The organism is Blastopirellula marina, from assembly GCF_002967715.1.
In the GTDB taxonomy this organism is placed as follows: domain Bacteria; phylum Planctomycetota; class Planctomycetia; order Pirellulales; family Pirellulaceae; genus Bremerella; species Bremerella marina_B.
Genome location: NZ_PUIA01000085.1, coordinates 155,936 through 179,540, shown reverse-complemented (window position 1 = coordinate 179,540; position 23,605 = coordinate 155,936). Strand labels below are relative to the sequence as shown.

Sequence of the window (23,605 nt, the reverse complement as noted above, 5' to 3'; positions counted from 1 at the left end):
CAGCACCTGTTATCTTAGCAGGCCACGCAATTCGACATTAGCCACGTTGCCCGGAAAGATAACCGCGGGCAATCTCGGTTTCAGGGCGAGCGAACAGTTGTTCGGTTTCTCCCTGTTCAATCACCTGACCAACTCCATCCTGCACCCAGAAAACGGCCACCTGGTCGGCCAGCCGCCGGGCCTGGGCCAGGTTGTGCGTGACGATAATCACCGTGTAGTCCCCACGCATCGACTGAATCAACTGCTCGACACGTTCCGCCGAAATCGGATCGAGCGCGCTGCACGGCTCGTCCATCAGCACTACCTGCGGCTTCAACGCCAACGCCCTGGCAATGCACAGCCGCTGTTGCTGTCCGCCGGAAAGCTCAAGCGCCGAGTGGTCCAGCCGATCGCATACTTCGTCCCACAAACCCACGTCCTTCAGTACTGTCTCAGTAATCTGTGCCAGGATCTCCCGGTTTCGCTCCCCATGTTCCCGCAAAGCCAGTTCGATATTCCGGCGAATCGACATCGGAAATGGGTTCGGCTTCTGAAAGATCATCCCGACGTGCTGCCGCAGTTGGGCCGTAGAAGCGAATGCCTGATTGATCGGCCGGCCATCGAACGCGATCTTTCCTTGAACGCCCGCCCCGGGGATGATCTCGGTCATCTGGTTCAGTGCCGTCAGCAGGCTGCTCTTACCGCAACCGGAGGGTCCCACCAGGGCTAACACTTGGCCAGGCTTCGCATCAATGGTCACTCCCCGCAACACCGTGCGGCCGTGGTATGAAATCGAGAGGTTCTCGGTCGAGATCATCGGCCTGCTCCGTAGCGCGATCGGCTCGATAGGCCTGCCATACGCAGCAACCAACCGACACTCACGTTGATCACCAATAGCAGCACGACCAGCACGCAGGCCGTCGCGTACGCCCTGGAACTTCCCCCGGGTACGTTCATCGCCATGTCGAAAATATGCACGCTCATCGTGCGTCCTGAATCCAACAGCGATTCCGGCATGCGAGCAACATACCCGGCAGTGAAGATCAACGCGGCTGTTTCCGCCAAAGCCCGGCCGGTGCTCAGCACAATGCCTGCCATAAGTGCCGGCGCGGCGGATGGCAGAGTCACTCTTACCAAGGTTGCCGTTCGACCAAGCCCCAGAGCGGCCGCGGCGTAGCGGTACTCGGCCGGAACCGCGACAATCGCTTGTTCGAACGTGCGTATCAACAGCGGAAGAATCATGCAGGCCAGCGTCAAACTGCCAGACAGAATCGAATAGCCCATTCCTAAAGTGACAACAAACAACGCATTGCCAAACAAACCAAACACGATCGACGGCACTCCGGCCAGCACGTCCAGGCAGCGGCGAACGTTGTGTACCAGAAAGCGGTCGTGTGATACCCCTTCGGTAAGTTCGATGGCAGTGGCCAGCGAAAGGGGAATCGCGATCGACAACGTGACCACCAGCAGTAGTCCCGTCGAAACAAGAATCGGACCGATCCCTCCAGACCTGCCAGCGTCTTCGACGTCGTGCGTGAGAAAACCCAAGTCAATTTGCGAAATCCCACGCACGGCAATATCGCCGAGGATCCACACCAGAACCGCTGCCACCAGCCCAGCGGCCAACCATACGCCGGCCGTCACTACGAACTCGCGCCGGTGATGTTGCTGGCTTTTCCTGGTTGTCGCCACGGTGTTATCGACGGGCATACGAAGTTCCTCCGCGGCGCGAGATGGCAACCACCAGCACGCCCACGATCAGCATCAACATCAGCCCGCTGACAAACAGCACCGACCGATGATCGGCCGAGGCATACCCCAGTTCCAAGGCGATATTCGCGTTTAGCGTTCGCCCTGGCGAAAGCAGCGACGTTGGCATCTGCACTACATTGCCAGCCACCATCAGTACTGCCATCGTTTCCCCCAAGGCCCGCGTGATCGCCAAGACAAGTGCCGCGCTGATACCGCGCCCTGCGGCCGGCAGCACAACTTGCGCGACGATGGCCGAACGCTGTAGCCCCAACGCTGCCGCTCCTTGGGTCCAGACACGCGGTACCGAGCCAATCGCGGAATCGCTAAGCAATGCGATCGTCGGCAAGATCATCAGGCCCAGAATGATCGAGGCCGTCAGCAAGTTCTGCCCACTACCTCCTAGCCCAGCCACTAGCGGCGCAACAACCACCAGTCCCCATAGCCCAAACACGACCGAAGGAATGCCGGCCAGCAGTTCGACTAACCGCCGATGCCACGGAACTAGCACGCTAGGGGCATAGAACTGAACGAACACCGCCGAGGCAATCCCCAGCGGTGCCGCCAGAACGATCCCCCCCAGGCTCGTAATAATTGTCGCCGCGATCATCGGCATCAGACCGAACTGCCCGGAAACCGGGTGCCAGCCGTCGTCGGAGAAGAAGCGAGCGAAACCCAATGACTGAAACGCCGGCCACGACTCACGCACCAGGAAACCGAGAATCAACAGCACAATCGTCGCCGAGCCGACGGCCAGCGTGCGGCACACAAGCTTCAGCGGCAAATCACTTCTGGGCATCGGTCTCACTTGCCACCGGCACGAAGTACTGAGATTTCACCAGGTCGTGGACCTCCGCCGACTGGCAGTACTCAATGAAGCTTTTTGCGAGCGCCGCAGGAGAACGTGTCGTGATCAGGCTCAATGGACGGCTCATAGGAAACTCGCCACTGGCCACGTTCGGGGTACTTGCCGCGACACCGTCCAGCGGCAGCAAGCGAATCGGCACGCCTGCTTCGATATCGGCCTCAGCGGTACCTATCGAGACGTAACCGATTGCCCATTTCCCACCGGCTACTGTTTTGATCGCGTGCTGGTTCTCGCCGACGATTACATCCGCTTGAATCGTCGGATTGTCGATCGCAAAGTGCTGCAGAAAGACCTCGAGCGTGGCCCGTCCTTCTGCTTTGTGCACGACCGTGATCGGCTGGTCTTCGCCGCCAACCTCTTTCCAGTTTTGGATCTTGTCGGTGTAGATGTCGATGATCTGCTCGGCGGTAAGTTCGCGAATCGGATTCTCGGCATGCACGATCAATCCCACACCATCGGCCGCAATTTGGTAAGGAACCAGGTCCGCTTCGTCCGCTTTCAAGGGACGGCTCCCCATGCCGATGTCAGCCGTACCGATCCGCGTATCGGTGATCCCCTTTCCGGTGCCGCCTGTCTGAACGTCGATGCGAACCTGCGGATGGAGTTGCTCGTAGCGCTTGGCGATCTCGGTTACCAATGGAGCCACCGTGCTGGAACCCGTTAACGAAAGCCTGCCAGCGAGCGCATCGCCATTAGCTGGGGTAGTCTCGGCCGTGGAGGTACCGCGACAGCCAGCCACGGAAAGTAAGAGAGCAGCGAAAAGGGGAATAACGCAAGTCGATTTCATGCAGGAAGGCCTTCCAGGGGAAAGGGTGAGCCAGCCGTGGGTGGCAATGCTCTTTCAGAAAACGTCCGCTAGTTCGGCGTTGTTTCCGTGGGGTACTGCTTGAGCGATGCGTATTCTTTCCACGAGCCTTCATACAAGCGGACGTTAGGGTACTTGGCCACGTGCTTCAGATAGAAGCGAAGCAGGCTCCCTTCGCGCGATGTCCCACAGTAGACAATAATCTCTTGGTCAGCCGTCAGGCCGGCCGCTTCCAGTTGCTCTTTAACACGCTCGTAAGGCAGGAACTTGTGTGTGTTGTCTTGCTCCATCAAGCGTGCCCAATGAAAGCTGATCGCTCCGGGGATATGTCCCTTGCGCAGCCAGATATCGTCTTCGCCGATGTATTCGTTATGAGGCCGCGCATCGACCAGAACCGTCCCAGGCTGGTCCTTCCGCTTGAGCAGCTCGACAACGTCGATACCAATGTCGTTGTTCATGGAAGTCGGCAGTTCGCCGCTGGGGTTGCCAAAATATTCTTGCGTGGTCGGCAGGTTCAGCTTCTGCCAATGCGCCAGCCCGCCGTCGACGATCTGAATGTTCGTAATACCGAACTTCTCTAGCACGTAGGCAACCATGGTCGCGCTAAGAACTTCGTCGTTGGGCAGCACGTCCCCGGTCGCGTAGATCAAATGCATGCGGTCCTTGTCGACCCCGGCTCGGCGTAGAAGGGCAGCAGTCAGGTCGTCTGGCAGGTACTGCACCGGCACGCCGTGATCGGTTCCGCGCAACGTACCAAAATTGATGTGATGAGCCGTTGGCACATGAGCGCGGAAATAATCTTTGTATCCACCGCGCGTATCCAGCACGACCGGTCGCTGCGTTTTATCCGACTGGATATTGATCTGGGCATTGGCCTCCTGGGGCGAAATGACTCCGATCTGGCCATAAGTCGAGGAAACATTCGCCAGCAAGGCAAACGACAACAGGATATACACGAAGCGTTTCATGGGGCAGTCCAAAGGTGGGAATCTACAAGGAGGGAAGTGGCCTACGAAAACGAAAGGGTACAGCAGCCCAGGTCCAGGGCACGTCCTTTACGACGGTTCAACAGCGCTTGAGCCAGTGAGTACGATACGTAGCGACCTTCGCGGGTACCGACAACCAGTTGTGCTTCGCGCAGCGCCTTAAGATGGTGCGACAGCAAGGTCGGCTCGACCCCTAGCACCTCGTTGATCTGGGAGACCGTCTTCGGCCCGTCCAGCAATTGCTCGACGACGGCTAACCGTGTTTCGTCCGCCAGAACCTTCAACACGCTGGCACACGAAATCTCTTCCCCCTCAAGCTGATCAAGAATATTCAATGCAGGTTTCATCGTACTCGCGCCAAGTGAGTGAATTTTCAATTGAATGATCATTCAATCATTGCCAAGCCGCCAAGTCAAGGATTTCTTACCTTTTCACCCCGCCGGGAGAAGGCCAGCATGAGGGGCGAACCAAGTACCAGCTCCCAAGTTCTCAAAGAAAAAGACAACCACGGATCACGCAGACTTACGCGGATAAGACCGGCAAAAAACTCTTCCAAAAAATCTCCCCCAAACATTTGACATGTATACGCATGTTCACATATCTTAGGGGGAACCCGCGAGTCTCACGCGACTCCCCGGGTGCCACGCCCAAGTCTGCTTGGGCGTGCGAACACCGTTTTCACTCAACCCAAAAGAAAAATGTCCCATTCCGACCCCCAACCTGAAACACACGGAGCTGGCCACCACAGCCAGACTCCGCAGGTTGCCGTGCGCGATGGGAACCGCATCATCTGCCCCTGCTGTGGTGAGGTGCTCATGGTCATCCCCGATCGACCGATCGAAGAGATGACCATCTTCCAGCAGGCCAACCAGGTCCGCGTCTCCCCCAAAGGGGACCCACGGCGAACGTGCGCGGCGTTGGAAGAAATGATTGCCCGGCAAGAAGCCGAAGAACGGGGCGATCACAAACCGGAAGAACCGCCGCCGGAACCGTTCGTCTACGTGCCAGACCCCAACCGGCTAACGTACCGGGCCGACCCGCTCGTCGAACCGATCGACCCCGAAGTCGCGGCCCATCAGTTCCCCGACATGCGACCTCCCTGGATCGTTCCCCAGGCCAAGAAACCGCGGAAACCCCCTGCGTACCGAGCACCGCGTGAACGCGACGACAACACGCGCGAACGGGAATGGCAACTGCGGCGCATGAAACGCCCGCCCGAAGAAGCGTGGACGTACGAGCTGGCGCGGCTCTATGCGTGGACGTATTACCGATTGCAGAAGCTGGACCGGCAACTGCAGGGAGAGATCTGCGCGAAGCAGGCCGAGCTGGATCGGTTGGAGCAAGAGTTGTTCGAGTTGAACCCGGAGCTCCAGCCCTTCAAAACGCAACCACGACAACCAGCGCTAACGGCAACACGTTTGCTAAGTGAAGCGAATGCGAACGTCCCGACATTGGATACGCATGAACTGCCAACCGGCGCTCCGCACGCCCAAGCAGACTTGGGTGTGGCACCCGGGGAGTCGTCTGGTGTGTCGTCCGAAACGTTGAGCAACGTTTCATCTGGCGAGTTGGTTCACGCGTCATCTGCCAAGCCGATCGACGAGCCGACCGTCGAGTTTAAACACGAAACGCCTCACGCCAACGAACGCGGCCCGCCATGACATGTCAGCTCCAACGGAGCGACCGCTAATAGCCAGGGGCGGCAGCCCCTGGTACCCGTGCCACCAACATCGAGTCCTAAGCCCCAAGGGGGCGGCCGAGTGTGCGCGCACCGGTTCGGCCGCCCTTTCAGGGCTTAAGATGTGTTTAATGAGATCGCTTTCCAGGGGGTTCCACCCCTGTCTATGAACGGTCGCCCCTTTGGGGCTGGCGAGAAGAAGATTGCGCGCGCACATGGCGTTGCCATAATGGACAATCTTCATCTCAAAGGCCGCGGGTTAGCGTTGTGCCGGGTGCGACTGGCTGCGCTGTTCGCGTCCGACGTTTTCTATTGGAATGCCTGCTGGCGAAACACACCCTCACTCTCTCCCCGCCGGGGCGAGGGGATCGGATTTGTGCTGCGCGGTCATCATTTGCTTGGTTTTCACCACGAAATATTCCCTGCACACTAATCACGAAAATCGTGTGTCATTCCCCTATGCGCTCAGCTAAATTAAGAGGTCTGCTCAACACTACTTTATTGGCTCACCTCGACTGACAGACCCCTATGAAAACTAACCGCCTGCTCTCCTGTTTCTCGTCGCGATTCTTTTTGCTGTTGCCCATGGTGCTGCTGCTGGCCAGTGACGCTGCGGCGCAGTCCGATTGGTTTCAGTTTCGCGGGCCTACGGGGGAGGGAATTGCCGCGAACGTGACCCTGCCAACCGAGTGGGGTCCCGAGAAGAACATCGCCTGGCGGCAGGAAGTACCTGGGCTGGGGTGGTCTTCGCCGGTGGTCTCGGGAGATCGAATTTTCCTGACGACTGCCGTTGCCCAGAGCGAGGACAAGAAGCCAGATCACTCGCTGCGAACGCTTTGCCTGGCCGCCGATACCGGCAAAATCCTCTGGGACGTCGAAGTCTTCCTGCAAGTGGGCGAGACGGCCCCGAAGATCCACGGCAAGAATAGCCACGCCAGTCCCACGCCGTACCTCGAAGGGGAATTCGTCTACGTCCACTACGGTCACATGGGAACCGCTTGCCTGCGGCAGAAGGATGGCTCGATCGTCTGGAGCACGCAAGAGCTGAGCTACAAGCCCACGCACGGCAACGGTGGCTCGCCGGTGATCTGGGGCAGCAATCTGATCTTCAGCATCGACGGCTCCGACATGCAGGCCATCATCGCTCTCGATAAGACGACCGGAGAGCTGGCCTGGAAAACTGAACGCAACGTCGCTGACATTCCCAAGTACTTTTCCTTCAGCACGCCACTGTTGATTGAAGTTGACGGCCAGACGCAACTGATCTCGGCCGGTAGCGGCACGGTAATGGCGGTCGATCCGAGCGACGGAAAAGAGATCTGGCGCGCCGGCTATGGCAAAGGATACTCGGTGGTTCCGCGGCCGATCTATGCCAATGGCCTGGTCTATGTGTGCACCGGCTACGACAAGGCGACGCTTGTGGCTATTCGACCCGATGGCCAAGGGGACGTCACCGAGTCGAACGTAGCGTTCATCGTCGATCGGAATGTCCCCCTGAATCCTTCGCTGGTCGCGGTGGGAACTTCCGTTTATATGGTTTCCGACAACGGCATTCTCTCGTGCCTCGACGGCAAGAGCGGCGAAGTGCTGTGGAAAGAACGTGTCGGAGGAAACTTCTCGTCGTCGCTGCTTTACGCAGGCGGGCTGATCTATCTGCTCGACGAAGCTGGCAAATCGACCATTGTGAAGCCAGGCGACCAGTACGAAGCGGTTGCCGAGAACGACCTCGCCGAGCGTGCCCTGTCGAGCCTCGGCGTGATTGGTAGCGACATCCTGCTGCGAACCGAGAAAGCCCTTTACCGCATCGCCGATTAAATCTCGGCGATCGTTCCGGTGCTGTCGGCGAAGCTGTCGGCACCGGTACCCAGCCGCTGCAGCATCGTGGCGAACAAGTTGGAAAGGGGAATATCGACTCCCTTGGCTTTGTCTTGCCACGGTTCACCCTTGCCGAGCCACGGCCCACCTTGGAAATTCATTCCGGCGTGGTTGATATACTGGCCGTGTTTCACGCCCATTTGCTTGCCACCAGCGAGGATCAGCGGGTAGTTGCGGGAAAGGTGGAATGCACTCGAAGCCGAGCCCATCAGCAGCAGCGTGTTGTCGAGCATGCTGCCGGTGCCAGCCGGCTCAGGCGTCTCTTTCAACTTGCCCACGAAGCGTCCGAACTCTTCGTTGAGGAACTGGCAGTAGATGCCAAAGTTCTTCCAGCCGTCAGGGTTCTTCGTTTCGTGCGAAAGCTGATGGGCCAGGTTAAAGCCCACGGCACGTGCGAGATGATCGCTACGGCCGACCCCGTTTTCGCGGCCGATCTGATAGGTGGCCACCCGGGTCGAATCGGTTTTGAAGGCCAAGTAAATCAGGTCGAACATCGTCTGCAGGTATTCACGCGGCTGATCGGTGGTGAGTTCCAGGTTGAACTGATCGCCATCGACCGTCGGCAGCGGCACGTTGAGCCACTGCTTCGCTTTGTCGACCTTGATCTCGGCCTGACGCACCGAGTCGAGGTACTCGTCGAGGCGATGACGATCATGCGTTGAAAGAGATTTCTTGAGCGTGTTGGCATCGGCCAGCATCTCGTCGAGTGCGCTCTGGCTCAGGGCCAGCCGCCTGGCCGAGTCGCCGTTGCGTTTCACGAACAGCATGTCGAAGATCTGCTTGGGGCGATGCTCGGCAGGAATGGGGCGTCCGTTGCGATCGAACGAAATCGTATGCGTCCCACGGGCCGTGCCGGTTCCGCCATCGGTCGACATCACCAGCGAAGCGATGCGTGTTTGATCGCCGACGTACTTCACGTATTCCTGATCGAGCGAAATCGTGTTGGCATACTCGCGATCGCCGCCACCGGTCGGGGCCGCGGTCAGGAACTGGTCGGCGTTGTTGTGCCCGTGCACGTCACGCGAACGTGGGTGCGAGAAGCCTGAGAGGATTGTCAGTTCCGATTTCAACGGCTCAAGCGGCTGCATGCATTTGGTGAAGGTGAACTCCTTCCCATCGCCATGCGGAAACCAGGCCCAGTCCTGATACGAAGGATCTTCCGGCAGCGGCATCGGCACGCCGTCAGGAAAATAGAAACAGCCCAATCGCTTGGGGTTGTTGGGGGTCGGCTCTCCGAAGGCCGCCGAGGGAAGAAGCGAACCAAACAGCGGCAGGGCCAGCGCAACACCACTACCGCGTAAGAATCGTCTTCGATCAAGGCTACGAAAATTCAATCCCATGTCTCGTGACTTTCGAGTAAGGCTTGCTTCGTCTTAATACTACGGTGACTTGAACAAGTCGCTTTGGACAATCGTGTGAATCATTGTGCGAAGACCGTCCCCTTCGCTGCGTACCTGGGCGGTGATCGCATCGACATCGGCCCGGTCTTCAAAGCCCAGTGGACGTCCCAGGGCGAACGTGGCCAGCTTCTGGACGGTGGCTTGTATGAACTGATCTTGGCGGTTTTCCAGCAGGAATCGTTTCAGACCATCCATGCCGCTCAGCGTTTCGCCGTTGAACAGTTCGCTGGAAGCATCGACCGGTTTGCCGCGAATGTTGTCGCGCCATTTACCGAGTGCGTCGTAGTTCTCGAACGCGATGCCCCACGGGTCGATCTTCACGTGGCACGACTTGCATGCCGCGTGGTTGCGATGATTCTCGATGCGTTCCTTGAGCGTCATCTTCGCAATCTCAGGATCGGCCAGGTCAATTTGCGGGACCGCTGGTGGAGGTGGCGGAGGGGGATCGGCCAGCAGGCATTCCAACAGCCACACAGCTCGCTTCAGCGGATGCGAGTCGGGGAAGTCGGAGTTCATCGCCAGCACGCCCGGCTGTGTGAGCAAGCCCCCTTGCCGGAAGTCGTCCTTTAGTTCAATACGTCGGAAGTGGTTGCCATGCACTTCGCCCAGGCCATAGTGCTGAGCCAGCCGCTGGTTGACCATCGTGTAATCGGAGTGCAGGAAGTCGAGCACGCTGGCGTTCTGATCGAGGACTTCGTCGAACAAGGCCACCGGCTCGTGCTGCATCGCTTCCTTGAGCAGCGGATCGATCTGCTTGAAGTTAACGAATCCCAGCAGTTCCAGGTTCAACCATTGATGCACGAAATGCTTGGAAAGCCGCTCGCTTCGCGGATCGTCGAGCATCCGCTCGACCTGGGCAGCCAGGACCTTGTCGTCGGCCAGTTGGCCACTTTCCGCCAGTGCCAACAGTTGCTCGTCCGGCAGACTGCACCACAGGAAAAGGGCCAGACGCGATGCCAGGGCATAGTTGTCAATTGCCGCTTGCTTGGTCGCCTCGTCCTGCGGCGGTGACTGGGCCACGTAGAGGAACTGTGGCGACGAAAGGATGGTGGCCAGCACTTCGATCACCGCTTCTTCGAAGTGATCGGACTGTGCCCGCATCGTCTCGAAAAGCTTCAGCTTGCGGGCAAGTTCGTCTTCGCTGGGAACACGTCGCCAGGCACGAGACATGAACCGCTTTAGAATTTCACGAGCATAGGCGAGTTCGTCACCGGATTGTTCACTCTCGAAGAAGATGTTCGTGTGTGATGGTGGCGGCCACTGATCGTACACCGGGGCTTCAACCATCACGAAATCGATTTGAACGTCTCCAGCCGACGCGCCGCTGTTGGCGATGCGGATGTACTCGGAAGGACTCGGCGTCGTACCCATTGGGGATGTCTTGCGGACCGAATTACGCGGGTAGATTTCACCCAGCGGAACGTCCCATTGAATCAGCTGCGGAGCGTCGGCACTTGCCGTGACCGGAACGTCCTGGTCACTTACGCGAAGGAGTGCTCGCCCTTCGTTACTGGCTTGCCAGCCGAACAACAACTGCAAGCTCGGGTAGCCCGGGGTATCGTTGTTGGTACGAGAAGCCCGAACGGTTACCCGCATCGTTCCTTCGTCGGGCAGTTGGTTGCCAAGCTCGACGATCAGGTTCTGGCGACGATTGGCCGGCAAGATCGCCACGCAGTCATGGCTATCGGGAAACTGGGGCCTGGTATCGGTTGGGGCAAAAGCATATTTGGCACCATAGTAAGCCCACTGGGCTTTGGCTGTTCGTCCAGTCGAAAGCTGCTTGTAGTAGGCCGTCGCGTGGGGCTGGTGGAAATTGGCTTCCAGCTTGGCGAGTTCGGTTTGCAGCTTCTGAGGATCTTCGGCGTGTTCCTCTTTGGCTTTGTTGATCTGGGCATCTTGCTCTTTCCATTCGCGCTGGGCGGCCTGCTCCATGGCGATACCCCAGTACACCGGCGTCGGTCGTTCGCCTGAGACAGTCGCACGGTCGAGTGCCTGGCGAGCGAGCCGATGGTAGGTTTCAAACTGCGAAACAGAAAGATGCAGCAGTTCCGAGCTGTTCTCGAAGCCTTCTTCCGAATGTGGTTCCGGCGGCAGGTCTTTGGCGAAGTCCCACGGCAAGCCGAGCAAGTCTTGCAGGGCGTAGTTGTATTCGTATCGAGTCAGCCGACGGAAGGCCGAGTGAGAGCCAGCCTGGCGACGCAAAACAGACGCCGCTTCCAATTCGCTCGACAACCAGTTGACGATCTGGCGACGCTCGGCGTCTCCCATTTCGTATTCGTCGGGCGGCGGCATTTCCCCTTTGGTAACGGCGGCGAAGACTTCGGTCCACCAGTCGGTATCCTTACCGCGAAGCAGGTCGGGATCGAGCGCCGAAACCTGCACGTTCCCTTCCTTGGTATCGGGTCCGTGGCAGTCGTAGCAGTACTGCTTAAGCAGCGGCTCGATCTTCGACTTGAAGGTCTCGAGATCGGCCTCGGGGGGATGATCGGCGGTGGCCAGCGGCTTGGCGGCGGCATGGAAACGCGATCGCGTCAGGCCGGTGCGCTTCAGCTCGGATAGGCTCAGGTCCTCAGCGACAACCTGGCCAGCCAGCAAAAACAGCATAGCGGTTGCGAACAGCGCAGATGGCAGCAAGCAGGTTCGATGGAAGGTCTTCGACATCGGGCAACAATTGAAGGATAACGGCAGGAGCTGTCGGCTAGGGGGCTGACGGCGGACGTGGGGGGGCAGGGAAGTTGCGGTGGGGGCCTTCAATGGCGTTTGAGGTAATACCATTGATACCACAAATAGTACGCGCATTGATACGGAAATCTGCCGCTAAATTTCATGGCAATTTACCACTTGAGCCTGTTTCACCACGGGGCCAGGGTGTTTTCTCGGCAGAAGGAAGCTCATATGACAGAAGAACATAGGTGCGTGGAGACTGGCGGAAACGACCAGAGATAACGCAGTCTTGTGACCCAAAAACTTATCCATTGCGTGGACTATTAGGTTTCCCGCCGGGTGCCCCATAACTATACCGGCACGGATACCGCTGCAGGAGGGGGTGTGTTTGTAACGATTGCCAATGCTCTTTCTCCGATCAGGCAAGCCAGACGCAGCTTATTATGTGGAAGCCAACAGGTGAATCGAATGGGGCAATTTCTCAATCGCAGGGGACGTGCGAATAAGAAGAAATCGAACTCACAGAAGCGACACCGCAGGAACCGTTTAAGCGGCTTCGAGCACGTCGAACATCGGCGTATGCTGGCCGGGACCGAACTGGTATTCGACGTCAACGTCACCCCCGACACGATCCGATACGAAGGAGGGGTCGAACTCGACGGGGCGTTCTACTTCTATGCCGAGTCGCAAGAGCATAAACTGCCCAGCGGTTTCAATCTTTGGAAGTACGATCCGGCCGCCAACGGCGGGCAAGGAGAAGCCGAGCCGCTCAATCGAGAGATTATCGGTGTGTCGACGCAATACGATCGAGATATGATCGCATTCGACGGCAAGATCTACTTTACCGGAAATAAAAGCGATACTGGTGCCGGTACTGAACTGTGGAGCTACGATCCGGCGAGCGATACGTTCACATTGGTTGCCGATGTTTATGCCGGAAACCAGTCGTCGTATCCCAATCGGTTAACGATTCTGAACGACAAGCTCTACTTCATTGGTTTCGACGGTACGAATGATCGAGCTTTGTTGCAGTACGATCCCAGCGTCGGCAGCATCACTTCGTTTGGCCACTTTGGCCGCGACGATTTGCTGTGGATCAAGGCCATCGGCGTCGAGCTATGGGTCTACGATCCGGCGGCGAATGAAGGGGCTGGAACGCTTACCCAGGTCGATCTGAATTACTCCGAAGGGAGCCTCACCGAGTTAGAAGAACTGTGGACCTTTGGTGGAAAGATCTATCTCACGGCGTTCGACATCAATTACGGCCGCGAGTTGTTCGTGTACGATCCGAATCAGCTGCCGGTCGCCATGGACGATGTGTATACCGCCGTGGAAGACACGCCGCTGACGATCGATGCAGCCGTATGCGAGATTGCCTTGTCGGAGGATTCCGATGAAGAGCAACCGGCTGACGAGATGTTGCTGCCACTAGATTGGACGTGGTAGCGGCGGATACGCTGCAGTGACGCTGATGATCGCGTAAAATCTTACGTTTCGCGAACGAAAGCCTCTGGTACAATAGTCCTACGACCAAGAGCCCGCAAGCAGAAAGTCATACCGAATTGCGGCCGCGTGCTCTACGAGATCATGGTGCGGAAACACTTGATCGGAACGTATTCTTAGCGGGACGTTCTGGGAAGGCAGCGAGATGGTAAGTTCCCGAGGAGTTCATGTTGACGGCGATAAGTTTCGTCAACTTCGACAGGCCTGTGGATTGACGCAGGAAGAAGCGTCTTCCAGATCAGGATACTCCGATCGCTTGATTCGTAAGCTCGAACGTGGCGGCCCGGTCGAACTGCAAACGGCCAGCGATATCTTTCAGACATACGACATGCTTAGCAAGTCGACACTTAGCCTGTCGGACGTTCTGCGACTGGAATCCATCAAGAACGAAGTCGAAGAGTTGATGCGTCGCTGGTTCGATGGAATCTTCAATCAGCGCGATCTGAGCCTGATCGACGAACTGATGGACGAAAACGTCGAACTGTTTGCCGAGGGCAATACGTTACGTGGCCGGCAGGCGATACGCGAACGTGTGAGCACCGTGTTGCAGGCATTCAATCCGTTGACGATCACGGTCGACTACATCGTGTGCGATGGCAGCCAGGCCGTGACCTACTGGAGCGTCTCGAAGAAGCACGTGGGGACGTTTGCCGGTATTCCGGCCACCGACCGGTGGGTTAAGATCAAAGGCAGTTCGTTCGCGGTCTTTCAAGATGGCCGCATCATTCAGGCTCGCGATCATTGGGACGTGCAAGATCTGATTGACCAGCTTGTGGCACCAGAGCCATAAACGTGATCCTCTTGTTTGCCATCGATGGATGAAGAAGGGTCGTGGTATTTTGTCGTTTTGCGCAGCTTGTGCTTTTGTTGAGATGATACTCTGAGCCTGGCACTCGAATTGATATATGTCATGTGTGGTATGCAGGGATGGCTGTTGCTACATTACAGGAATTGATTTGTAGGCAAATTAAAATCAAACGAATCGAGATAGGGTTTTCTTTTTAATCCTGTCGCGACATCTGGTAAGATAAGCGGCTAATCTGTTTGGATCCGTCATTCAACGAAGTTACCCGGCGTGCCGGTCGGGTATTCTCAACGCGAGGAGCACGTCGTTGATACCCCCACACGATTCCGATGACTACTCGGATGATGTCGAATTTGGCCACCAGAGTTCTGGTGGCGAAGAAGATTCGGCGACGCGAACCTATCTCGGAAAAGTAGACGAACCGACTGCCAGCGAAGTACATATTCCGTTGCTTGAGCCAGGCGACCCCGAGATGATCGGCAAGTTCCGCATCTTGGAACGCCTTGGAAAAGGGGGCATGGGGGTCGTCTATAAAGCTTACGATGAAGCCTTGCAGCGGTTTGTCGCGATCAAAGCCGTCAGTCGCGAGCTGGCATCGTCCGAGATTGCCCGGCGTCGATTTATTCGCGAAGCCAGGGCCGTCGCAGCCATTCGCCACACCAACGTCATCACGATTCATGCCGTCGAATCGCAGGGGGAAGTGCCGTACCTGGTGATGGAACTGATCGACGGGTGCACGCTCCGGGATTTCAGGAAACGCGAAGAACCCTTGACGCCGCTGCGTATTCTATCGATCGCCGCGCAGATTGCCTCCGGCTTGACGGCTGCCCACGTGCGGGGCGTCGTGCATCGGGACGTGAAGCTGACCAACATCATGATCGATGGCAGCGACCGCGTGGTGATCACCGACTTCGGCCTTGCCCGAGCTGTGATCGACAATGCCAACCTGACATCAGGAGCCATGCCGCTGGGAACGCCTGCGTATATGTCCCCCGAGCAAGTCCGCGGCGAGCCGGTTGATGCGCGGTCCGACCTGTTTTCGTTCGGTTGTGTGCTGTACGCGCTGTATACCGGTTACTCACCGTTTCAGGGATTAAACCCTTTGGAGATGGCACGCAAGGTTACCGAGTTCAAACCGCCGTCGCTGAAGGATATCAATCCGCGCGCTCCGGAGTTCTTCTCGGATATCGTCGACCGCCTGCTGCAGAAAGATCCCGATCGACGTTATCAATCTTCGCTGGAAGTTCGCGATCTGTTGCTGCGGCATTTGCGAGAATTGAATCAGTCGTCGACCGATGAGATCGACGCGATGTTGCTTAGTAATAACCGTGTCAAGAAGCAGCGATCCCACTGGAAGAGGATTACCGCGGCTGTCACCGGGATGGTGCTGCTTTTGGTCGCCGGTGGTTGGATGAGTGGGTGGTTTGCGTCCGAAGGGAGCAACGTGGCGAAGAATTCGCTACTGGACCTTGGGCCTTCCAGCTCAACGAAAAAGAGACCGGCGCGATTGTTGGTCGAGCGATTGAAAGATGCAAGTCCAGGGGATGTCATCGATCTGCCGGTGGGCACCTACATGGATACCATCACGTTGGAAAACGTGATGGACATCACGCTTCGGCCCTCGATGACCGGCCCGGTGCATTTCCTGCCGCAGAGTCCCGATCAGCCTGCATTTCGCGTTGTTGGATGCACGAATATTACCTTCCGGGGAATTGAGGCCGCGGTAGAGAACGGACCGTTTCTTAGTATCAGCGGAACGTGCCAGAATATCGCGCTGGAAAGTCTGACTCTTTCGCAGGCCGCCGAAGGCGCGGCGTTTGGACTCGTGCATATTGAACAAGAAGCCCAGGTCGATGGCTTCTCGGTGGCGGACTCCACGTTCGATATCCAGGGACAAGGTCAAGCCATTTGGATCGAGTCGGGATCGGCCGCCAAGTCGATTGCGATCCACGATAACCACTTTCAATCGGTCAACACGCATGTCGGTATCATGAGGCCGGTCGACGGTTGCCAGATCACACGCAATCACTTCAGCGGCGGTGCCAACGCCATCAATCTGAGCCTGGCCGACGGCATGAGCGACGAGGCGTTCGCTAAGAAGCTCGAGATCACCAACAACACGATGGTGGGCGTTCGCTTTTGGCTGGGGCTGCACGATGCGATTCCACCAAGCGAAGATTTCGCCGTGGTGGTCAATAACCTGTTGGTCGATTGCGGGCGAATGCAAGGAGACGAAGACTGTCTGCTGCAAGCCAAAGATAGGTGGCACTGGCAGGCCAATTACTGGCAGCCTGTCTATACGCATATGGAAGACTACGTCAGAGATCGCCTCGAGCGAATCGATTACCAGGTTACCAAGCGACTCGAGCCCGGAACGATCGACGCCAGCAAATTGGACGAGCCAGCCTCATCGTGGGATGCCAAGCTACAACAGGTGATCCGCAGCGGGGCGGGCGAAACGTTTCCTTCCTACCTTGGCAGCGTCAACCCTGACGACAATTCATAAACACCATGTTCGACCACATTGAAACTCGTTCCACGGATCAAGCTTGTGTCTGGACCCTACGAAGATGAACTCGCCTCGAATGAAAACTATTATCAACCCACGCTCCGAAGTCTGACCTTGGCAGACTTCGGCAGTCCCTATTACACCCCGTACGATGATCCGACTTCGTTCGTACGGCAATCGGCTTTGCTTTCGCCTCGCTCGGCCGATGAATCTGGGCCAATTCGGGTTACCCATGTGGGCCCCTGTCTTGTCTCGGGCGGGACGGAACAGCACTTGTTGAGCTTGGTCCGTTTTCTCGATCCCAATCGCATCGTGCTTCAGCGGTCGATCGTCACGATGCCCAATCTTGTGAATCAGGAGTTTTGCCAACAGCTGGGTATACCGGTGGTGATCGGTCAGCAAGATACCGTTCGCGCGGCCGTGGAAGATTCCGATGTGTTTCTGTATTGGGGGCTCGGCCTGGATGACTGGTTGGTCGACGTGAAGCCGCCGCTGTGCGTGTTTCTCGCGCATGGCGAAGGAGATTGGACCCGCGCCACCATGCTGGGAAATCGCCGCATTACCGACCACGTGATCGCGGTCAGCCAGCGCGTGAAAGACAAGGTATGCGATGGCTTCCAGTCGACCGTGATTCCTAACGGGATCGATACCGCACGACTAGCCACCACACGATCGCGGAAAGATGTTCGAGAGTCGCTTGGTTTCCAGCCCAATGACTTTCTGCTGGGTATCGTTGCCCGGTATTCGTCGGAGAAGCGATTTGAACTGCTCATCGAGACGATTGCCTCGCTTCCCAAAAACTTCAAGATGCTGGCGGTTGGGTGTGGCCATAACCTGCCGAAGTATCTTGAACTCGCGAACCGCCTCATTCCCAATCGCTATGCATTTGTCTCGGCCAGCGATTACCTAGGGGACTATTACCAGGCCATGGATGCCTACTGCATGACCTCCGAGCACGAAGGGTTTGGGCTGGTGGTGCTGGAAGCCATGTTTCATGGACTGCCGGTTATCGCGACCGAAGTGGGAGCCGTGCCGGAACTGATAGTGCATGGGCAAAGCGGCTTGATCGTCGAAGGCAAGCCGCATTGCTTCGCTGAAGCCGCCAGGTCGCTGGTTACTCATCGCACGTGGGCGAAGGCCATGGGGGCGGAAGCTCGACAGTTTGCCCGGCAGCATGGTCACGCCAGAATGATGGCCGATCGTTATACGCAGTTGCTGGAACGCCTGGTAGGCGAAAAGCGACGCTCAGGGCCAACGAAGGGATAGTCTCGACCGTGTTCCGCATAAGTAATCTTCTCTGGAATACCGATCCCTTGGCGTTGCATTGCCCAGGCCCCCTTCACGGCAACTGGCACCGCGTACGGCAGACCATTGCCGCGTTTACCCCGCAGCAGTCGACTGCGACTTCTGACGTAACGTTTATTACCTGGCACGGTCCTTCACGCAGTAACAAGCCTAACGGTGCGTTTGAGGAAAGCCTGGCACGATTCGGCGTGAAACCTTTGATTCTCTCGAAGCCTGACAACTGGCATAACATCGACAAGCTTTCGTTGACGGCGAAAGCCCTGGAGTCGATCGATACGCCATATGTCATGGGAAGTGATTCGTCCGATACGCTTATCTTTCGCGACCCGGCGTTGCTGGTCGAGCGTTTCGAATCGCACTTCACGTGCGACCTGGTGTACAACGCCGCCGGCTCTCGCTGCTGGCCCGAACTGCCAGAGTACATCGAATACCAGTCGTCGCTGCCGGCGGCCGTTCATGCCCGCGGCAGACACTGGTTTAACAGTGGCATGTTCTTCGGTCGGACCGAGTTCTGCCGAGAGTACTTTCGCTCGCTGGCGAAAGAGCCACCGGTTCACGGGTATACGTACTCAGAGCAGGCAGTCGCCATGCGGGCTTGGCCGAAGTGGTATCCGCGGGTGCAACTGGACTATCAGTGCCTGCTGTTTCAATGGTTCAACGAGTCGCTCGACGTGATGCGTCTAGAACGCCCGGCACAGGCGCGGCATGAATCGCTGATCGAAATTTTGCGGTCGCTGGGCAGCGGGCTCACGGGGGCCGAGGTGGGTGTCTTCGACGGTTGGACGAGCGAGGTCCTGTTACGGACGTTTCCTGATCTTCGCTTGTGGATGGTGGATGCATGGCTGCCGTACGGCGGCGAAAGCTACATGGGAAAGCAGGACGCGGCCTACTTTCAACGGGCATACGACGCGACCATGTTCTGGACGCACTTTGCCGCTGACCGCCGCTTCACGCTGAAAGAGACCTCTCCGCTTGCGGCCGATCGCTTTGCCGATGGCTCGCTTGATTTCGTATTCATCGATGCCAACCATATGTACGAGTCGGTCCGCGCCGACGTGAATGCCTGGTGGCCGAAGGTTCGCCCCGAAGGTGCGTTGTGCGGGCACGACTATGCCATCCATCGCGATGGCGAAGGCGTGTGGGGCGTCAAGCGAGCAGTGGACGAATTCGCCAACGCCCGTGGCCTGAAGACAACCGTTTTGCAGGATGGTGTGTGGTGCATCTATCGCCCCCGCAGCTAAGAATTCGCGGGGCGGATATCGGAGAGAAGGTCGTGTTTCTGCCGGAAGAAGGCCCGAATACCCGAGGGGGCAAGCTTCGATTCGCGAAAACTAAGACCATTGGTGGAAGTTTGGTTTTGATTTCGCATGAAGCGTGATATGATTTGAGGAGATGCCTCTCTAGCGGGGATTCAGGCTGTGTCCCTGGAGCGGTAATTCCTTGTCATGCACTTCCAATCGGAACTCGTCTCCAGCGATGTCTCTCAGTATGCGATATCGACACTATGTTTCGCTTTTCGCCGTGGTTCTTTTGGCGGCGATACTGCTCGATCCCTGTTTCGCCCAGGCAGCTCCGCCGGAAGAAACCTCGCAGCCGCTTCGGTGTGCGCTGATTGACGTCGACCAGTCGGCACTGGCAGGCCTGGTCGAGGCCGAGTTGATCACGCGCCCCAGCGAAGAGTGGCTCGAACGAACCGAGATCAACCGACTGCTGGAAGAGAAGCAGCTTCAGTTGCTCCTTGCGGCAGGTGCCGGGGACGATCGCGTTGCCTTGGGGCAGACGCTCAAGGCGGATGTTCTGGTCATGTTGCGGACCAGCAAGGAACCACAGAAGACGACCATCGAGCTTGTGGTGGCCGAAACGAATCAAGGTTTGCGTCTGCTGACTCAGTCGTTTGTGCTGGGCGAGAACCTGGAAGAGCATTCGGCGGCGCTGGTGGAACTGATCGATCAAGCGATTCGCAAAGCCCGCCAAGAGATCCGCCAGGTCTTCGCCGTGCCGCCGTTTGTGAGTGACGATTTAACCTACGAGTACGATTACTTGAAATCGTCGTACGCGAAACTGCTGGAGCAGTCGCTGTTGGACTCGCCTGGCGTACTGATCGTGGAACTGGAAGAAGCCCAGGCCATCGCCAGCGAACTGACCTTGACGTCGGAAGCTGGCACCATCAAACGCCGCTTGCCCATCTACCTGCTGGGGCAGTTTCGCAATGAAGGAAAAGGAGAAACGCATAAGGTTCGGATCACCCTCAGCGTTCAGCAAGGTTCAAAAGAGCTGGATAAACAACAAGCGGAACTTGCCCCTGATGCTGTCGCCGAGTTCCTGCGCGAGAGTGCCCGCAAGGTGGCTGAAACGCAGGGCATCGAATCAATCGTGTTCGCACCGGCGGTCGAGGCCGAGCAACTCAACAAGCGGTCCCAACAGTTTGCACGTCTGGGCAACTGGGCCGAAGCGTTGGGGTTGATCGAAGCTAGTTTGATGTTGTATCCCGACCAGCCGGAGATACATAGTGAAGCGATTAAATTGGCGGGACAACTGGCCGGAACCTACAACGGAGACAAGTTGGAGGAGTTGGCCAAAGTGTTAGGACTCCGTCGCCGATCTCTATCGCATTTAGGAGTATTGATAGCAAATTACCCTCCTGAACATTCCAGGCAACACTTCTTTTTGCTTTACTTTAACATCGGAACCAGCCTGAAAAGCCACGATGCCAGCTCTCCATTGTTGGATGAGCAAATCGAACTAGGAAAAGAGTATCAAGGCGAGAAACGCCGTCTGGCGACGAAGTTGGCTGAAAAATTTGCTGAAGTTGGCGACTGGAGATCCAGTGCGACTCTGACGCGAAATATGGTTCATGTCATGATGCCTGCCGAGGGATATGCGGAGCTAACCAACAAGATCTTGCAGTACCAGGATCGACCAGGCGTCAGCTCGATGGTTCGTGCCTACGCGCACGGCGGATCCACCGTCGACGTATTACGAAGTATTGAGGGACGTCGATTTCTGAATGCGTTGCTGGTTCATGTCGACGCCAACGAGCAGGTAAAGCAGACGGCCAAAGAACTGCTTGATGCGATCGGTATTGAACAGAAAAAGGAGCATGTTCAAACCACTGGTGACCCGGAAAACGAAACCCGTTTGACCTTCCGGCGAGTTGAACTTGCCTACCAAACAAAGAGCGGGCACGACCAGAAACTGAATTGGATGGAAGGGTGCGTTCCGTTAAAGAATGGGATCGATGCGCTGTATAACAACGCGGGATTGTTTCTCTTCTCGCAAGAGACCGGGCTGCGTTATGTTTGGCAAGCACCTCGCAACACATTCATTCAAAAGGTCGATTACGACGGCAAGTATGTTTGGGTTGCTGCTGCGGTTAATCGGCAAGCTGCTCAGGTATGGGTGTTTGATCCTGTCAGCGGAGACGCCATGCAGCTGACCAAGGCGGATGGATTGCCTCTCTTGGCCCCTGATGAAATTCCCGGTACCAGCTATGTTTCTCCAACGGTGTCGTTGACGACGGTTGCCGAAGGTCGTGCGATTGTCGTTGGTGCAATCGGACGAACCTGGCTGGCCGATGTTCGCTTTAGTCCGGAAGGAAAGCATCAAGTCAAAGTGTTCCACGAGGCCAAAGAGGTCAACACGACCACAGATCAAGAGGTTGACTGGCGAAACATCGACCTGGCATTTCAACCGACGGCCGTTCGTACGATTTCGGTACCGGCTGAATCAGACAAGCAGAAACAAGTGGTGATGATCTGCCGTGGGTGCCCGGTTTACAAAGCCACGGAACACGCGTTACTGGTTGATCCGGAAGATCTCAGCATAAGAGTTTCAGAGGCTCGTTGGAACAACCGAAGTCCAGACAAGGACGTGAAGGCTATGCGAGATGGATCTCTTTACTATGCTGGCGCACTACCCCCTTCGTACAATTCTATAGGGCTGATTCGTGTTGGTTTGCCTGATTTCAAACCTGAAGTTGCCATGCCGGATATTCGAGAAGGTGACCTCTTTTTCAATCAATCGGGCGAAGTGAATGTCGTTGGTGTCGATTGGCAACGAGGAAGACTGAAAGATGGAAAGCTGGAGTCGTACGGTCCCGTGCCGTGGCTCTATTCCAATCATTGGGGGGCGTCCGAGAAAACGCCGCCGATCCGTTTTGAACGAGGTTCCTTTCAGATGAGAGTCCTCGCCGATAGCAACAACTTTGGCACGATCATGAGTTGTTCGGAGATCGACGGGCCGTCGGGTATTATCCAGGTACTTTTCGACGGTTCTGGCGTTTCGCTGAAGGAAGCACTGAACGGTGTTCAAGACGAAAAGAAGGACCAAGCCGCGCCCAAGACAATTGTCCAATCACTTCCCGTTGAAGATCGAAACCTTTGGCAGCGTCCGCCACGATGCTTGAGTATTGCCTACTCGCCAGATAACACGCGGATTGTCACGACGAGCAAAACGACCAATGAGACGATCCAAGTGTGGAATGCTGCAGATGGTCAATTGATGGCGAATTTACCGAGTGATGCGGAAGGAATGACAAGGGTCGCCTTCAGCCATAACGGCCGGATGTTTGCCACCGGCGGGGGACGGGGGCGAGTGATTGTCTGGGATGCCAAGACCCTTCAGCCTTTGGCCGAGTGCGAGGGGCAATCGGAAGAGATCTACGCGATGGCCTTCTCATGGAAGGATGATCGCTTAGCCGTAGCTAGTAGAGATCGGACGGCCAGTGTTTGGAGCGTTCCTGATGGAAAACACCTCTACCATGTAGAGCGGAAGAATATGGGAATCCAATGGGTTGGATTCTCTGCGGATGATTCGCTGCTATTGACGTCGTCGAATAGTACGTCTGAGGCATGGAATGCCAGCGACGGGACTATGGTGGGGAGCATTGAGTCGATCGCACGGGCTGCTGACTACCTGGAAGATCGTTCGTTGGTCGGCATAGGTGACGATGCGGACAATACTCTCATCAAGTGGAATTCGATCGATGCGACCTCCGAGGTGTTGTGGCCTGGCATGATCGGTTACCCCGTCGCAATTTCGCAAGATGGGCAGTTGCTTGCGATTTACGTTCGCGATCTCTACATCGACGACGAGTGGAAAGAGATCTATCGAGTGGAGGTGTGGAATTTAACCACGAAAACCAAGTTAACCAGTGTCGACGGTATCTTGGACGAAGGATATGTCTTCACACCAGAAAAGGATGCCTTGCTGATTGCCTTGTATCGAGGCGGCCTGCGAAGAGTGGAGATCCCCGAAACAGATTCCAGTCCGCGACAGCTTGGTCCACCCATCCCCGCGTTGCGAACCTGGACCGATAGCACCGGTAAGCATAAGCGGGAAGGGACCTTTCAAAGCATGCAGGGGCAGAATGTTCAGTTGCAGACTAGCGATGGTCAGTCGATTTTTGTTCCCTTGGATCGCTTGTCGCCGGAAGATCAGAAGTATGTCCGTGAACTGAGCCCGCGTTAATTTCTTTTGG

At 56.8% G+C, this 23,605-nt stretch carries 16 protein-coding genes; 8 read left to right on the top strand and 8 right to left on the bottom strand.

What is annotated here, in order from left to right; all coding sequences use genetic code 11:
* Nucleotides 1–37 precede the first annotated feature (37 nt).
* The 6 genes from C5Y96_RS25645 to C5Y96_RS25620 form a co-directional block, all read right to left on the bottom strand.
* Nucleotides 38–796: a phosphate ABC transporter ATP-binding protein gene (locus tag C5Y96_RS25645; RefSeq protein ID WP_105359360.1), complete on the bottom strand. Its 759-nt coding sequence runs from the start codon at nt 794–796 to the stop codon at nt 38–40.
* Nucleotides 793–1,689, bottom strand: a complete 897-nt coding sequence (pstA, locus tag C5Y96_RS25640) for a phosphate ABC transporter permease PstA (protein WP_105359359.1) — start codon at nt 1,687–1,689, stop codon at nt 793–795. The genes C5Y96_RS25645 and pstA overlap by 4 nt, the downstream gene beginning before the upstream one ends.
* A complete protein-coding gene (gene pstC, locus C5Y96_RS25635) occupies nt 1,676–2,527 on the bottom strand; it encodes a phosphate ABC transporter permease subunit PstC (protein ID WP_105359358.1) in 852 nt (283 codons plus the stop codon). Before pstC ends, pstA begins: the two co-directional genes overlap by 14 nt.
* Nucleotides 2,514–3,383: a phosphate ABC transporter substrate-binding protein gene (locus C5Y96_RS25630; protein WP_105359356.1), complete on the bottom strand. Its 870-nt coding sequence runs from the start codon at nt 3,381–3,383 to the stop codon at nt 2,514–2,516. The genes pstC and C5Y96_RS25630 overlap by 14 nt, the downstream gene beginning before the upstream one ends.
* 68 nt (nt 3,384–3,451) lie before the next feature.
* Nucleotides 3,452–4,369, bottom strand: a complete 918-nt coding sequence (locus C5Y96_RS25625; RefSeq protein ID WP_105359354.1) for a sulfurtransferase — start codon at nt 4,367–4,369, stop codon at nt 3,452–3,454.
* Between the two features lie 41 nt (nt 4,370–4,410).
* Entirely contained in the window at nt 4,411–4,734 is a 324-nt protein-coding gene (locus tag C5Y96_RS25620; RefSeq protein ID WP_105359482.1) for an ArsR/SmtB family transcription factor, read from the bottom strand.
* Between the two features lie 351 nt (nt 4,735–5,085).
* Here C5Y96_RS25620 and C5Y96_RS25615 point away from each other — a divergent pair, with 351 nt between their 5' ends.
* Complete coding sequence (locus C5Y96_RS25615; RefSeq protein WP_146115811.1) at nt 5,086–6,048, top strand: hypothetical protein; 963 nt, start codon at nt 5,086–5,088, stop codon at nt 6,046–6,048.
* 545 nt (nt 6,049–6,593) lie between these two features.
* Nucleotides 6,594–7,880, top strand: coding sequence for a PQQ-binding-like beta-propeller repeat protein (locus C5Y96_RS25610; protein ID WP_233199134.1), 1,287 nt, complete (start codon nt 6,594–6,596; stop codon nt 7,878–7,880).
* Here the strand turns inward: C5Y96_RS25610 and C5Y96_RS25605 are convergent.
* Both C5Y96_RS25605 and C5Y96_RS25600 read right to left on the bottom strand, forming a co-directional pair.
* Nucleotides 7,877–9,280 (bottom strand): DUF1552 domain-containing protein, encoded by a 1,404-nt coding sequence (locus tag C5Y96_RS25605; RefSeq protein ID WP_105359346.1) that lies wholly within the window; start codon nt 9,278–9,280, stop codon nt 7,877–7,879. The genes C5Y96_RS25610 and C5Y96_RS25605 overlap by 4 nt on opposite strands.
* Before the next feature lie 39 nt (nt 9,281–9,319).
* Complete coding sequence (locus C5Y96_RS25600; RefSeq protein WP_233199132.1) at nt 9,320–12,001, bottom strand: DUF1592 domain-containing protein; 2,682 nt, start codon at nt 11,999–12,001, stop codon at nt 9,320–9,322.
* Nucleotides 12,002–12,472: 471 nt separating this feature from the next.
* On the opposite strand from C5Y96_RS25600, the gene C5Y96_RS25595 reads away from it, so the two are divergent.
* From C5Y96_RS25595 to C5Y96_RS25570, 6 genes are all read left to right on the top strand, one after another.
* Nucleotides 12,473–13,450 (top strand): hypothetical protein, encoded by a 978-nt coding sequence (locus tag C5Y96_RS25595; RefSeq protein WP_105359344.1) that lies wholly within the window; start codon nt 12,473–12,475, stop codon nt 13,448–13,450.
* Between the two features lie 202 nt (nt 13,451–13,652).
* On the top strand, nt 13,653–14,297 hold the full coding sequence (locus C5Y96_RS25590) for an ester cyclase (protein ID WP_105359341.1): 645 nt from the start codon (nt 13,653–13,655) through the stop codon (nt 14,295–14,297).
* A gap of 322 nt (nt 14,298–14,619) precedes the next feature.
* Entirely contained in the window at nt 14,620–16,818 is a 2,199-nt protein-coding gene (locus tag C5Y96_RS25585) for a serine/threonine-protein kinase (RefSeq protein WP_105359339.1), read from the top strand.
* 45 nt (nt 16,819–16,863) lie between these two features.
* Entirely contained in the window at nt 16,864–18,087 is a 1,224-nt protein-coding gene (locus C5Y96_RS25580) for a glycosyltransferase family 4 protein (RefSeq protein ID WP_105359337.1), read from the top strand.
* Nucleotides 18,088–18,095: 8 nt separating this feature from the next.
* On the top strand, nt 18,096–19,367 hold the full coding sequence (locus tag C5Y96_RS25575) for a class I SAM-dependent methyltransferase (protein ID WP_146115810.1): 1,272 nt from the start codon (nt 18,096–18,098) through the stop codon (nt 19,365–19,367).
* Between the two features lie 247 nt (nt 19,368–19,614).
* Nucleotides 19,615–23,595 carry an SHD1 domain-containing protein gene (locus tag C5Y96_RS25570; protein WP_158261428.1) on the top strand — a complete coding sequence of 1,327 codons (3,981 nt, stop codon included), beginning with the start codon at nt 19,615–19,617 and terminating at the stop codon, nt 23,593–23,595.
* Nucleotides 23,596–23,605 lie beyond the last annotated feature (10 nt).